At 36.9% G+C, this 14,387-nt stretch carries 10 protein-coding genes and 1 other annotated feature; of the genes, 9 read left to right on the forward strand and 1 reads right to left on the reverse strand.

Features of this window, described 5'->3' with window-relative positions; all coding sequences use genetic code 11:
• The first annotated feature begins 140 nt into the window (after window positions 1–140).
• Together acsA and MKX96_RS07055 are read left to right on the forward strand one after the other, a co-directional pair.
• Window positions 141–1,859 (forward strand): acetate--CoA ligase, encoded by a 1,719-nt coding sequence (acsA, locus tag MKX96_RS07050; RefSeq protein ID WP_169361289.1) that lies wholly within the window; start codon window positions 141–143, stop codon window positions 1,857–1,859.
• 458 nt (window positions 1,860–2,317) lie between these two features.
• A complete protein-coding gene (locus MKX96_RS07055; RefSeq protein ID WP_340882995.1) occupies window positions 2,318–4,519 on the forward strand; it encodes a peptidoglycan D,D-transpeptidase FtsI family protein in 2,202 nt (733 codons plus the stop codon).
• Window positions 4,520–4,839: 320 nt separating this feature from the next.
• On the opposite strand, the gene MKX96_RS07060 is transcribed toward MKX96_RS07055, so the two are convergent.
• Window positions 4,840–7,761: a transglycosylase domain-containing protein gene (locus tag MKX96_RS07060; RefSeq protein WP_340882996.1), complete on the reverse strand. Its 2,922-nt coding sequence runs from the start codon at window positions 7,759–7,761 to the stop codon at window positions 4,840–4,842.
• A gap of 98 nt (window positions 7,762–7,859) precedes the next feature.
• Window positions 7,860–8,054 (forward strand) — a binding site (T-box leader).
• An 80-nt stretch (window positions 8,055–8,134) separates the two neighbouring features.
• Between MKX96_RS07060 and tyrS the strand changes: the two genes are divergently transcribed.
• From tyrS to MKX96_RS07095, 7 genes are all read left to right on the forward strand, one after another.
• Window positions 8,135–9,400 (forward strand): tyrosine--tRNA ligase, encoded by a 1,266-nt coding sequence (gene tyrS, locus MKX96_RS07065; protein ID WP_340882997.1) that lies wholly within the window; start codon window positions 8,135–8,137, stop codon window positions 9,398–9,400.
• Window positions 9,401–9,712: 312 nt separating this feature from the next.
• Entirely contained in the window at window positions 9,713–9,961 is a 249-nt protein-coding gene (locus MKX96_RS07070; protein ID WP_169361292.1) for a hypothetical protein, read from the forward strand.
• Window positions 9,962–10,085: 124 nt separating this feature from the next.
• The gene (locus tag MKX96_RS07075; protein WP_340882998.1) at window positions 10,086–10,463 is read left to right on the forward strand and encodes a VOC family protein; all 378 of its coding nucleotides are present in this window, start codon (window positions 10,086–10,088) and stop codon (window positions 10,461–10,463) included.
• A 17-nt stretch (window positions 10,464–10,480) separates the two neighbouring features.
• Window positions 10,481–11,302 (forward strand): alpha/beta fold hydrolase, encoded by an 822-nt coding sequence (locus MKX96_RS07080; protein WP_340882999.1) that lies wholly within the window; start codon window positions 10,481–10,483, stop codon window positions 11,300–11,302.
• Window positions 11,303–11,484: 182 nt separating this feature from the next.
• Window positions 11,485–12,609, forward strand: coding sequence for a DUF418 domain-containing protein (locus tag MKX96_RS07085; RefSeq protein ID WP_340883000.1), 1,125 nt, complete (start codon window positions 11,485–11,487; stop codon window positions 12,607–12,609).
• 14 nt (window positions 12,610–12,623) lie between these two features.
• Complete coding sequence (locus MKX96_RS07090; RefSeq protein ID WP_340883001.1) at window positions 12,624–13,709, forward strand: sensor histidine kinase; 1,086 nt, start codon at window positions 12,624–12,626, stop codon at window positions 13,707–13,709.
• A 12-nt stretch (window positions 13,710–13,721) separates the two neighbouring features.
• The gene (locus MKX96_RS07095; protein ID WP_340883002.1) at window positions 13,722–14,330 is read left to right on the forward strand and encodes a response regulator transcription factor; all 609 of its coding nucleotides are present in this window, start codon (window positions 13,722–13,724) and stop codon (window positions 14,328–14,330) included.
• Window positions 14,331–14,387 lie beyond the last annotated feature (57 nt).

Consider the following 14,387-nt stretch of genomic DNA (forward strand, 5'->3'; position numbering starts at 1 on the left):
CACTATTATACATGATTTTTTAGAAAGAAAGCGATTACTTCAGTTATGTAACAAAACATTCAAAAAAGTTAAAACATTAGCATTACTTTATGAGAGTATTGTAGAATATAAGAGAGTATATTTAGAAAGGGTGAATTGGGATGAAAATCGAAGCGTTACCAGTAGTACAAGAGGAGTATCAATTAAAGGACTATGAGAAAACTGCTCAGGATTTTCAATGGGAGGAAGCTGAAAAGTCTTTTTCCTGGTATGAGACAGGCAAGGTGAATATGGCATACGAAGCGATTGACCGTCATGCAGCATCAGATATTAAGGACAAGGTAGCCTTATATTATCAAGATGTTGATCGCAAGGAGTCATATACATTTGCTAACATGAAAACCTGGACAGACAAAGCTGCAAACGTTTACAAAGAGCACTCTAATTTAGCAAAAGGGGACCGCCTATTTATTTTTATGCCAAGATCTCCGGAATTATATTTTGCTTTGCTAGGGGCAGTAAAAATGGGCGCAATTGTTGGTCCATTGTTTGAAGCCTTTATGGAAGGGGCAGTGTATGATCGTTTGCTCGACAGCGAAGCGAAGGCAATTGTGACTACACCTGAATTGCTAGGAAGAATACCTTTAGACCGTCTACCAGATTTGGAAACTGTTTTTTTAGTGGGAGACAATATTCAAGAGGATGATAAATTTGTAGACTTTAATAAGGCGTTAAACAATGCCTCTGATGAGTTTGAAATAGAATGGGTAGATAAAGAAGATGGACTTATACTACATTATACTTCTGGCTCTACTGGTAAGCCTAAAGGAATATTACATGTTCATTACGCGATGGTACAACACTATCAGTCCATGAAATGGGTTATGGATATAAGAGAAGATGATATATATTGGTGTACGGCAGACCCAGGATGGGTTACTGGAACTTCCTATGGAATATTTGGACCTTGGCTGGCTGGAACAACTTCTCTGATCTTAGGTGGGCGTTTCTCGCCTGATGCTTGGTATAAAGCAATAGAAGAATACAAGGTTACTGTCTGGTACAGTGCTCCAACTGCTTTTCGTATGCTAATGGGTGCTGGGGATGGCATCGTGAAGAAATATGATCTAACCTCCCTGCGTCATGTATTATCAGTTGGTGAGCCACTTAACCCTGAGGTTATTAAGTGGGGGATGCAGGTATTCAATAAACGAATTCATGATACTTGGTGGATGACTGAAACAGGCGCTCAAATGATTTGTAACTATGGCTGCCTTCCGATTAAGCCCGGTTCCATGGGAAAACCATTGCCAGGCATTAAGGCTGCAATTATTGATAACAATGGAGTAGAGGTCCCGCCATTCACAATGGGTAACCTTGCCATCAAAAAAGGATGGCCATCTATGATGCGTCAGGTTTGGAAAAATCAAGAAAAGTTTGAATCCTATTTTATCAATGATGAATGGTACTTCTCGGGAGACTCTGCCTATATGGATGATGATGGTTATTTCTGGTTTCAAGGAAGAGTAGACGACGTAATTATGACCTCAGGTGAGCGTGTAGGTCCATTTGAAGTAGAAAGTAAATTGTTAGAGCATCCTGCAATTCTTGAGGCAGGAGTAATAGGAAAGCCAGATCCAGTCCGTGGAGAGATTATTAAAGCATTTGTTGCTTTAAATGAAGGGTATGAGCCTTCTGATGAGCTCATTGCAGACATTCAGCAATTTGTGAAGAAGGGTCTTGCCGCTCATGCTGCTCCTAGAGAAATTGAGTTTAAGGATAAGCTACCTAAAACTAGAAGCGGTAAAATTATGCGCCGAGTATTAAAGGCATGGGAATTACAGCTTCCAACTGGTGATTTATCTACGATGGAAGATTAGTAAAGAAATTTGGACATAACTATTCTAACATTTAAGGAAACGTGAAATCGGGAAAAACGATTTCACGTTTTTTTACTTAAATTATAAAGTCAGTCTGTTTTCTTACATCACTACTACGCAAGTAGGGAAGGGGAATGGGTTATAGCTCAACCAGTATTAATTTTTATCAATAACCTTGCTAAAGAGGTTAAAAATAGATATTTTGTCAAACAAAGTAATATAAATGGTATAATAAACCAATAAATTAAAATATTATGGCTCAATTTTTATAAACTACAAAAGAAACTCAGAAATATCTTTTTAAGTTATTGAAGTTAATCCCTTATATAGGTGGTTTGGTTTGTATTGTTACTAGGGTCTTAAAAATTAGCCTAGGAATATCGTAATAAAAACTGGAATAATGCTTGTTTCCTCAGAAATTCTAAATAAGAGAATTATTATATAAAGAAGGTGCTCCCATGCGAAAGACCTCCAACAAACATGCAAAAAGCACGAAATCTAAACAACGAAAAACTATTACTTTTCGTATGAATGTATTGTTTTTCTCGATATTTTTACTTTTTACAATGCTAATACTAAGACTAGGATACATACAAATCGTTAAAGGAGAAGACTATACAAGTGATTTAGAAAAGGCTGAAGAAGTCCGGATAAATACCGGTGTACCCCGTGGCCGAATATTTGATAGAGAAGGAAGAATATTGGTTGATAATCTTCCGCTACGAGCTATAACGTATACAAAAATGCAAACAACGAAGTCGAAAGATATGTATATAATTGCAGAAAAATTAAGTGCATTGATAGAAAAGAAACCAAACAATATTACCAAGAGTGATTTACAAGATTTCTGGCTAAAAAAATATCCAAAAGAAGCACAAGAATTGGTATCAGAAGAAGAACGAAAAGAAATAGAAACAGATAAAGAAATAGAAAAAAAAGAACAAAATAGAGCGATCGACCGTTTGGTTAGAAGTAGAATTATGGATGAACAGTTAAATTCTTTTACTCCAGAAGAATTAGAAATAATTGCAATTTATCGAGAAATGGCAGCAGGATATGCATTAACTCCTCAGATTATTAAAGGAGATGACATAAAAGAAGAGGTTACTGTTGAAGAATTTGCTCGGGTTTCAGAAAGACTGGGTGAATTAGAGGGGGTTAATACGACAACCGATTGGAGAAGAGTAAAAACTTCTTCACTAGCTATATTAGGTTCAACTACATTGCCAAAAACAGGTATTCCAAAAGAACGATTAGATTATTTCCTATCTAGAGGTTATTCTCGAAATGACCGTGTAGGTACAAGTTATATTGAACAACAATATGAGGAAGTGCTCCAAGGTCAAAAAAGTGTCGTTAAAAATATAACGGATGGGAAAGGAAGAGTTGTCGATACTCAGACAGTTTATGAAGGAAAACCTGGGAGAGACTTAGTATTAACAATGGACAGTGAAGTTCAATTGGCGCATGAGGAAATATTAACTGAAGAACTACTGAAATTTAGTAAAAACAGTGGAAGTCAATATCTGCAAAATATTTATTTTATTATGATAGATCCTTATACCGGTGAAATACTTTCATTAGTAGGTAAGCGGCTTGGGAAAAATGAGAAAACAGGTGCAAAAGAAGTTTATGACTACGCATTCGGCACATTTACTAATGCATACGAAGTTGGATCCACTGTGAAGCCAGGTACTATACTTACAGGTTATCGGGAGGGAGTATATCCAATCGGGGGCTCGTTAGTGGATGAACCTATCCTAATTAAGGGATCTCAACCAAAAAGTTCTGTATTTAACCGCTCCGGAAGTATACGAATCAATGATTTACAAGCTCTAGAGCTCTCTTCTAATGTATATATGTTTAAAACTGCATATGGTATTGCTGGAAGTACTTATAGACCAAACCAACCTATTAATTTTGGGAAAGATGCCTTTCTTAAAATGAGGAGTGGTTATGCTCAACTTGGACTCGGAGCATTAACGGAGATTGATTTGCCAGGAGAAGTGAATAGGGTTCCAGATGGATTTGAAGATGGTAAGCTACTAGATTTAAGTATTGGACAGTATGATACTTACACTACATTGCAATTAGCTCAATTTGTTTCAACGCTTGCTAATGGTGGTAATAGAATTCAACCACATGTTGTGAAAGAAATTAGAGAACCTTCTGAAGATGGCGTCCAACTTGGTAACTTAGTAAAAGAAATTACGCCAACTATATTAAATACAGTAGATAATACACGCGAGGAAATCGAACGTGTTCGTCAGGGGATGAGACTTGTATACTTTAGTAGCAGAGGTACGGCGAATAAAGCCTTTGGGAATGCCTCGTTTACAGGGGGAGGAAAAACAGGTACTGCTCAATCTAGTTACTTTGATACAGAAATGTGGCAAACATTTAATACTGTAAACTTAACACATATCGGTTTTGCACCGTATGAAAATCCTGAAATAGCATACGCCCTCGTTATCCCACACGCTTCGTTGGAATCATCATACAAAACAAATTTTGCTACGCCTATAGCACGAAGACTTGTCGATAAATATTTTGAGATTAAGCAAAAAAATAATGCGACATCCGTAAATGATTTAACTATTTCTCCATTTATAAAACCAGCATTTACAAATACTAAAATAGATGAAGAAGAAACAAAATAATAACTCTCTAAAAATTAAACGGAGTTTTATTTCATTTCGTTCGTTTTTGAATGTAATACTCGATATGGGACTCATTAAAACCACAAGATTCATTAGATACAAGGCTGAAATAATAACTAAAATCATCCTCTATAAATTTAATTAAATTTAATCTTTTCATCGTATTCCTCCTAAGCTTCTTTATTATATAATACCTGATTTTGGAAAGGATATTTTTTGTAGTCTAGGATTTTACACAACCTGTCTTAAGTAAAAGCTTATAGAAAAAACGTGAAATCGATGAGGACCTTTGGCGTCCATACGATTTCACGTTTTTTATTTTATGGTGTAGATTCTTCTTCCGGTGGTGGGGTAGGCTCGACTGGAGGTGTAATGATTACCTCACCGCCACCGCCATTACCATCACCTGGGACAGGCTGTTCAGGCACTTCTTCTACCGGTTCCTCCGGGGGAAGAACTGGTATTACAGGTTCTGGAGCATTAATGGTAGCTATGTTGGAAGCACCAGACTGTAATCCGGTAATATCAACTGTTACTACTACATATTGTCCTGGAGAAGTGATTTGATAGCTATAATTTTCTGCCTCTTTCTTAGTCGCCATTAGCACTCTGTTACCATTAACGACTTGATATACTCGATATCCGACTACATCACTAGAAGCCGATTTCGTCCATGTCATTGTATTACCTGTCAAAGAGGTAGTTACTGGAGCAGGTGGCGTACCGTCTGCCTCAAATACCTTTTCTGATACTACATTGCTAGCAAATGTTGAGTCGTTCGGGAATAGCTTACTCGCATCTCCACCAAATCGACCAAGCATTCGTTTGATGAAGTCCTCACTTACTCCGTGACCACCCGCTGTAACAAATTCGCTTGGAGTAGAATCCAATGATCGATATTTACTACCGTTGATGACTACATAAGATGAGGATACTAGACTATCATCTGCCTGCGTAGGAAGCATAACCTTCGCATTAAATAAGTCAGATTTTACAAGACCTGCCTGCTCACAAGCAGTAGAAGGTGCTAGACCAGAAATACCACAGAATGATCTTGAAACGACTCCTTCAGGCGCTTGGAAAGCATTTGGTGCATCTATTAGCTCAGGGTTAATGTCATACATTGCATTCATCATGTTCGACCAAAGTGTATTAATACGTACACTTGGGTGCCCATAACGATTGTTCATATGGAATAATGTTAGCTTTTGCTCGTCATAACCAAGCCAAACACCCAATGAAACATTTGGATTGTAGCCTACTAACCATGAATCACTATGTCCTTGTGTTGTACCAGTCTTCGCTCCAAAGTCAGATTGGAATTTTAAACGAGAGCTTGCCAGTTTAGCAGTACCCTGTGTCATAACATCTCTTAAAATATCAGTCATAATATATGCTGTTTGCGGGCTAAATACATCGACAGGCTCTACTTGATGCTGATAAACAACATTGCCTTCCACGTCTACAATTTTCTCAATCATATATGCATCAACAAATTGACCATTATTCGCAAAAGTTCCGTATGCATTTGTATTTTCTTCTAAAGAAGCACCTTTTCTCATGCCTCCAATCGAAAGTGCAAGGTTAGCATATTCATCTTCTTCGATGCTTTCAAAGCCCATTTTCATCATGAAATCAGTTGGCTTTTTGTCTTTTATTTGATCGTAAAGTCTAATGGTCGATAAGTTTTGAGAAGTGGTTACTGCTTGTCGAGCGGAAATAATTCCAAGCTCTTGTTCCGTTGTATAGTTAGAAGGCTCCCATTTGTTTCCATTATCATTTATATTAAATTTAACATCTGCAAGAGGACTTCCTGCTCCAATTACACCATATTCAATAGCTGGAGCATAAACTACCAATGGCTTAATCGTAGAACCCATGGAGCGTACTGCCTGAGTAGCATGATTATATTGCTCTACATTATAATCTCGACCACCTAAGAACGAGAGAATACGGCCAGTTCCATTTTCTATTAGCATACTTCCAACTTGTACAGGGAAATCCTTTGTGATTGTTTCTCCAGTAATAGGATCCTTAACACTAATATTAGTATAAGTATGTCCATAAGATTCAAATGCATCTCTTACCTGAAGCATTTTTTCATACATATCTTTGTTAATAGTAGTATGAATACGATACCCGCCTGTACTAGCAGCACGCTGTGCCATAATATTATACTTTTCAATTAGAGGATCATCGTTAGCCAATGCCTCTAAATCGATTCCATCCTTTTGAGCTAGCTGCACACTTAAAATATCTCTAACTCTCTTTTCAATTTCAAAGGTAAGCCATGGATATTTTTCCTCTGGCAATGTTTCCTTTTGTCTAAAGTCTTTTGTAATATCATAGTTAACGGATGCTTGGTATTCCGCTTCTGTTATATATCCGGTTTCTTTCATCCGATATAATACGACTTTCATGCGATCGATACCATGCTTTAACGAGTCGCCTTCTTTTAATACTCCACCATTACTAAAAGGGGTGTATTTAAAAGGGGCTTGTGGAATACCCGCAATGTAAGCAGCCTGTGGGAGAGTCAGGTCTTTAGCCTTTACATTAAAAATTCCCTGTGCTGCAGTTTCGATTCCAGCGATATTACGACCGTTTGCATTTCTACCATACGGTATAATATTAAGATATGCCTCTAAAATTTCGTCCTTGCTCATAAACTCCTCAAGTCGCATTGCTAAAAGAATTTCCTTAGCTTTTCGTTCATAAGAAACTTCATTAGTAAGGATTTGATTTTTAATTAGCTGTTGGGTTAATGTAGAACCGCCCGTTTGAGTATCTGAGTTCGTCATATCCTGTAATAGACCTCTGAAGATGGCTTTAGGAACAATCCCGTTATGGACTTTAAAGTATTCGTCCTCCGTAGCTAACACTGCATCAATGACATAAGGGGAGACATTCGCAAGATCTGTTTCAGTTCTTTCCAAATCTGTTCTTAGCTTCCCAAGGTAGACATCCCCTGCAAAGTAAATTTCAGAAGTCTCTTCATAATTAAACACGGCTGCTCGCATTTCTTCTTTCTTTCTTAAAGGTTCATCCTTTATTAAAGAAGTGAAATAGCCTGCTCCCACAGCTGTAGCAAATGCTCCAAGTATGAGGCCGACTACTAAAAATATTAAGCATAAATTCCATACGACACTTGAAGATATACGTAACCTTCTTGCCCACTTGGTTGATTGCCAGGCATCTACTTTCTCTTTATATAAGTGGAATTTCTCCATCCATTTATTCATTTATTTCTCGACCTCCAAATCATGAATATTATATCATAGTCCAATATGTTAGACGATACTTATTGACATCCGAAACAAATTAGGTAAAATAGGTATATCATTTAACGAAGAAAAGTCCGAAGTAGTGATTATACATACTGTTTAGAGAGCTAACGGTCGGTGAAAGTTAGTCAGTGTATAAAAGCGAATTACAGGCTTGGAGTTATACGTTTTCACAACGTTACATGTGAAAAAGCGGAAGGATTGATCCTTCAAGCTGGGTGGTACCGCGCTAATGACTAAGCGTCCCTGCATGATTTTTATCATGTAGGGACTTTTTTGTTTATAGGCAATTTGTTTGGTATTGCTCAATCCAATAAAAGGAGGAAACAAAATGACAAACTCATTAATTGAAGACCTACAATGGAGAGGTCTTTTGTATCAACAAACGGATGCAGAAGGAATGGATAAACTACTATCTACTGAAAAAATCTCTCTATATTGTGGAGTTGACCCAACTGCAGACAGTATGCACATTGGACACATCGTTCCACTCCTAACACTTCGTAGATTTCAAATGCACGGACATCGTCCAATTCTTTTAGTAGGAGGAGCTACCGGAATGATTGGAGATCCTTCCGGTCGTTCGGAGGAAAGACAGCTGCAAACTACTGATCAAATTGATTTAAATGTCCAAGGGATTAAAAAGCAGATGGAACGAATCTTTGATTTTCAATCTGAAAATGGAGCACAGATGGTAAACAATCGGGACTGGATTGGACCAATGTCTGTTATTGAATTTTTAAGAGACTACGGAAAACTTATTAATATCAATTACATGCTTGGGAAAGATTCTATTGCTTCACGTTTAGATTCAGGACTTTCATTCACAGAGTTTACCTACACATTAATCCAAGGTATCGACTTCAACCATTTATTCAATCATTATGGCTGCCGTGTTCAAGTAGGTGGATCCGATCAATGGGGGAATATTACGACTGGTTTAGAAATGATTCGTAAAACACATGAAGAAGAAACAAAGGCATTTGGTATTACAATTCCTTTGGTTACGAAAGCGGATGGTACGAAGTTCGGTAAATCTGCCTCTGGCGCTGTGTGGTTAGATGCTCAAAAAACTTCACCGTATGAGTTTTACCAATTCTGGATTAATACAGCCGATGCAGATGTGATTAAATACTTGAAGATTTTCACTTTCCTAGAGAGAGCTGAAATTGAAGCATTAGAAGAAACCGTGCAAAATGAGCCGCACTTACGTAAAGCCCAAATAACACTTGCAGAAGAAATGACTCGCCTAGTACATGGTCAAGAATCATTAGACCAAGCAGTGAGAATTTCTCAGGCGCTATTTAGTGGAAACTTAAAAGCACTTACAGCAAGTGAAATGAAAGATGCTTTTAAGGATGTTCCAACCGTGGAAATGGAAAAAGAGGATAAAAACATAGTTGACTTTATAGTGGAAGCGACAGTGTCTCCATCTAAAAGACAGGCTCGTGAAGATGTAACGAATGGTGCTATCTCGATCAATGGAGAGAGAATTACAGAAATTGGTTATGTTGTAGGGCAAGAGGATAGACTAGAAGATGAATTTATGATTATTAGAAGAGGAAAGAAAAATTATAAAATGATTAAATTCGTATAATTTTTAAGTTACTTCTCATACTATTGAGAAGTAACTTTTTTTGTCAAAAAACGTCTAATTTATAATGTCTTAGTCAACTTTTTATAAAATGTAATAAATATCTAAGTAAAATAGAAAAAATTTCTTCTGTTTCATTAAAAAGGTGGAATTATGAACGTTTTAAAAAGTTTATATAAATAGTAGACAAAATAGGTGAAAATAAGTAAGTATATAGTATAGAATAAGATTTAGGAACTTTACTCTGAAAATAAATAAAATAAATTCTTATTATTTTTAAATACATAAGCTTTTTAAAAAAGGGGGTTAGAATACATGGAAGCGAAAAAATATATACTTGATCATTTCGACGATTTTTTTGTTATTCTTTTTGGTAAGAATGATAAATCGGACAAGCTAGTTATTTTAAAAGAAAAGTTTACAATTGACGCTAAAGAAGGAGATCTTCTAGAGATTTCAATTAATGAAGAAAAGACTGGCTATGAATTTAAAATCATTCATGAAGAAGCCGATGACAAAAGACAAAGATTATTAGACTTAATCGAGAATATGGAAAAGAACTAAAAAACTTGAAGCTGATATTTAACAGCTTCAAGTTTTTTTTCTTTCACGAAAGGTATCAAATAAAGAAGGAAAATCCAGTGAGCCAACGAATAGTTATACAGAAGACGTGAGAGGAGGATACAACTTGAACAAGTCATTACTTAAGGGTGTAGAGGGGATTTTTATCCCTGTGAGGGACTCTAAGGTTTCAGCACGCTGGTACGAGGAGGTACTAGGTTTCCAGCTAAACTATATAGAGGAAGAAGCTGCAGTCATGAAAATATCAAGTGAATCACCGACTGTCGTTTGTTTAGTCAAGGTCGAATATCATACTCCTATGAAATTTCCTTCGAATAATTTTGGCGTAGGGAAATATGTTAACTTTATACCCGAGGATATAGAGAAGCTTTACGATGAGTTAAAGTCTAAAGGAATTGCGGTAAACTCACTAGACGGCGATGGGGATAAGAAGTACTTTACGTTTTTTGATCCGGATGGTAATCCACTTGGCGCTTGTCAGTAATGGAGGAGAACAATAATATGTACACATCAATAAAGGACGTAGAAATCTATTTTGAAATATACGGAGAAGGAACCCCTATTTTAATGCTTCATGGGTTTTCCCCTGATATGGAGTTGATGAAGGGATGTATGGAGCCTTTCTTTCAAAAGTCAGGAGCTGCCTATAAAAGAATATACATAGACTTACCTGGAATGGGTAAATCCAAGCAATTCGCTCATCTAAACAATACCGATGATATGTTAGATATAGTGACTGGTTTTATAGAAAAGGAAATCCAAAATGAGGCATTTTTAATAGCAGGAGAGTCATATGGAGGTTATTTGGCACGTGGAGTAATCGCTAGGGAAAGTTTTTCTGTTCTAGGCGCTTTCTTTATTTGCCCCGTTATTTATGCCGCTCGTGATAAAAGAACACTTCCTGTTAAACAAACAGCAGCAAAGGATGAGCTATTCTTACAAACCTTGGGAAGCGATATAAAAGCGGCATTTGAGGATAACTGTGTCGTATTAAATGAACTGACATACAATCGATGGACGAAAGAAATCGTCAGTGGCATGAATCGAGCAGATCAACCATTTCTAGAAAAAATCTCCGGTAATTATTCGTTTGGTAGCTGGTTTAAAGAACCAAAATTTGATCAACCTTCTGTTTTCTTACTTGGAAGGCAGGACGATGTAGTGGGCTTTGAGGATGCTTTCCATTTAAAAGACAACTTCCATCAGGGATCGTACGCCATTTTAGATGGAGCAGGCCATAATCTACAAATTGAAAGGCCCATACTATTTGATGCCTATTTAGAGGATTGGTTAAAACGCATTCACGATAGAAAACTTAGATGAAAAGGCAAGTAATGAACCATTTCGGAAATTTTCGAGATGGTTCATCGCTTGTCTTTTTTGATTAATTATGACATGTGTCATCTTATACTTCTGACTGCTGTGAATGTTAGCATCATTCAATTCACTTTATTATTTTAGATAAGGGCAGGAGCTCTTACTTCAGACGAAAGAGGGATAATTTGATGACAAATGAAAGATTGCGCTTAATTGATATTCTTCGCGGATTTGCAGTGCTTGGAACACTAGGGACTAATATTTGGATTTTTGCTTATTTGGGAGACCTATCTTATACAACAACTTTTAACTATACCGGGTGGTGGTCATTAGACGATTTTCTGAGGATGCTCGTTCTTTTTTTCGTAAACGGTAAGTTTCTAGGGTTATTAACCATTATGTTTGGAGTAGGTCTAGAGATAAAATACCAGCAGGCGAAACGTAAAGGGAATGCGTGGCCAGGCGTGTATGTATGGACATTATTATTTTTACTTGTCGAGGGATTTATACATTTTGCCCTAGTAATGGAATATGACATCCTGATGAGCTATGCGATCACTGGTTTAATCGTTGCTCTTGTGCTTAAACGAGGAGATGCCTTTATGAAAAAAATAATGATTGGATTAGGTGGCTTTCATGCTGGCATTATTCTATTAGTTTTAGTAGCTTCTCTACTAGGGGGATTAAACATGTCATTGGGGACTTATGAGGGAGCTGCCCTATATGAAAGCGGAACATGGTTAAGTCAGGTGGAAAATCGCTTATTCAATTTTATTTACTTTAGATTAGAAGTTATTTTAATCGTTCCAATGAATATATGCTTGTTTTTATTAGGCGTCTTTCTTATGCGCTCGGGCACATTTTCTAAAACAGAGATTGGTAAACATAAGCGAAAAAAATTGTTTCAATTAGGTTTGTATATAGGAATTCCATTAAATCTCCTTATTTTTATACCTGGTGGGGACTTCGATTTACCAGCTCGTTATTTATTCGCACCAATCATGTCTCTTGGCTATATAGGATTATTTGGTATATTAGTAGAATATAGAAAGGTAGAGTGGCTTTGGTCTCGATTAGAAGAAGTCGGGAAAATGTCACTAAGCTGCTATGTTTCACAGAATCTTTTAGCCTCTATAATTTTTTATGGCTGGGGTCTTGGATTAGGTGGGAAAGTAGGAAGTCTATCTATAATCGGCATTTGGCTCAGTATAACACTTTTTCAATTCCTATTTGCCTATTTTTGTATTAACAAGCTTCGAACTGGACCATTAGAGTGGTTAAGAAGAAAAGCGGTAGCTGTAGTCTCCAAATAATTTTGTAAATAGAGGTGACCATCATAAAATTTTACCCACAAGATCAGGCGACCAAATACTTAATCATTGATGTAGCCTCCATTATCTTTCTTATTACTGTTGTCATGCTATCAGATTCAGTCTTACACAATGGCGTAAAGCTTATATTTCTATTGATGATTGTTAGTTCTTTTTATATTTCATTGTGGCATAAGGACTGGCGACTTCTATGTGCTGTAATGGTAGGTTACTCCTCTCTAATCGTATTAAGCTTTTTCGAGGGCTCTGTAATTATTACTTTTGGTTTTTTGTTTGCGGATTTGTTGGGGAGAGCTAAGTTTAAACTTCACATTGGACTTGGGATAGTAGGAATTGCCTCCTTGTTTTTCCTTTTTCTTTGGAAGGAGCAGCTCGATAACATTGACTTTGCTGTAATAGTAGCGTTAATGATTATTCAGCTTGCTTTGCCCATACTACGGTATTTTCTTTTAAAAACATCGAGTTTACAATCTAAATTATCCGAAGTAAATAAACAGCTTGTTCAGCAAGAAGAAAGACAGAGAATTGCTAGAGATCTACATGATACAATTGGCCATACTTTAACAATTATTAAGCTGAAGACAGAGCTTGCTTCCAAATTAGTAGGCACGGAACAAGCTAAGGTTAAGGGTGAGTTAGACGATATTTTAGCAACTACAAGAACTGCTATGAAGCAGGTAAGTGAACTGGTGACGGATATGAAATTTATATCTCTCGAAAGTGAGCTAGAACGTTCGGAGCAAGTACTAACATCTGCGGGAATTAATGTTCAATCTAATCACGACTTTCGCCAACCATTATCTAATGTAGAGGAAACCATGATATCTCTTTGTGTTAGAGAGGCGACAACAAACATACTTCGACATAGTCAGGCGAAATGTTGTGAAATCTATACAGAGTTTAAAGATAAGGTGTTCTACGTACATATCAAGGATGATGGAATTGGTTTAGAGATGAAGAGATTTGGAAATGGTATAGTCTCGATGAAGGAGCGGATGCATTCTTTACAAGGCGACGTACTTGTAAAAGAGGGTTCCTCTGGAGGCACTATAATAACAATCACATTACCAATTCATTCGTAAGGAGGATACATAGTGATAAGAGTAGTAATTGCTGAGGATCAAAAAATGCTTTTAGGCGCATTTTCTTCTTTACTATCCTTTGAAGCAGATATAGAGGTTGTTGGAGAGGCACAAGATGGTCAGAGAGCCTGGGAGCTAATTGTAAAGGAAACACCGGATGTATGTATTTTAGATATTGAAATGCCACATATGACGGGACTGGAGCTCGCTCGAAAAATACAAGAGGAGCAGATTCCAAGTAAAGTTATGATAGTAACTACTTTTTCACGGGTGGGATATTTACAAAAAGCGATTGACAGTAACGTAACTGGATATTTACTGAAGGACGAGCCAATTGATTTGTTAATAGAGTCTATTCGAAAGGTGGCTGCTGGTGAAAGGGTTGTTAGCAGAGATTTAGCAGCCACTCTTTTCATGAAAGTAGAGAATCCTCTGAATGACCGAGAAAGGGACGTCCTCCGTCTCGTTAAAGAAGGGTTAACTACTTCAGAAATCACAAAACGATTATTCTTAACGAAGGGTACTGTCCGTAATTATTTATCCTCGTCTATCCAAAAGCTTCACGTGGAAAGTAGACAACAAGCAGTAAACAAAGCAAATGAAAATGGTTGGCTTGAATAAAATAGAGTTTATATGAGATAGAAACGTGGTAGAGGAATAATGGTGTGAAATGTCGTT

This window comes from Psychrobacillus sp. FSL W7-1493, from assembly GCF_038004905.1.
Lineage (GTDB): Bacteria > Bacillota > Bacilli > Bacillales_A > Planococcaceae > Psychrobacillus.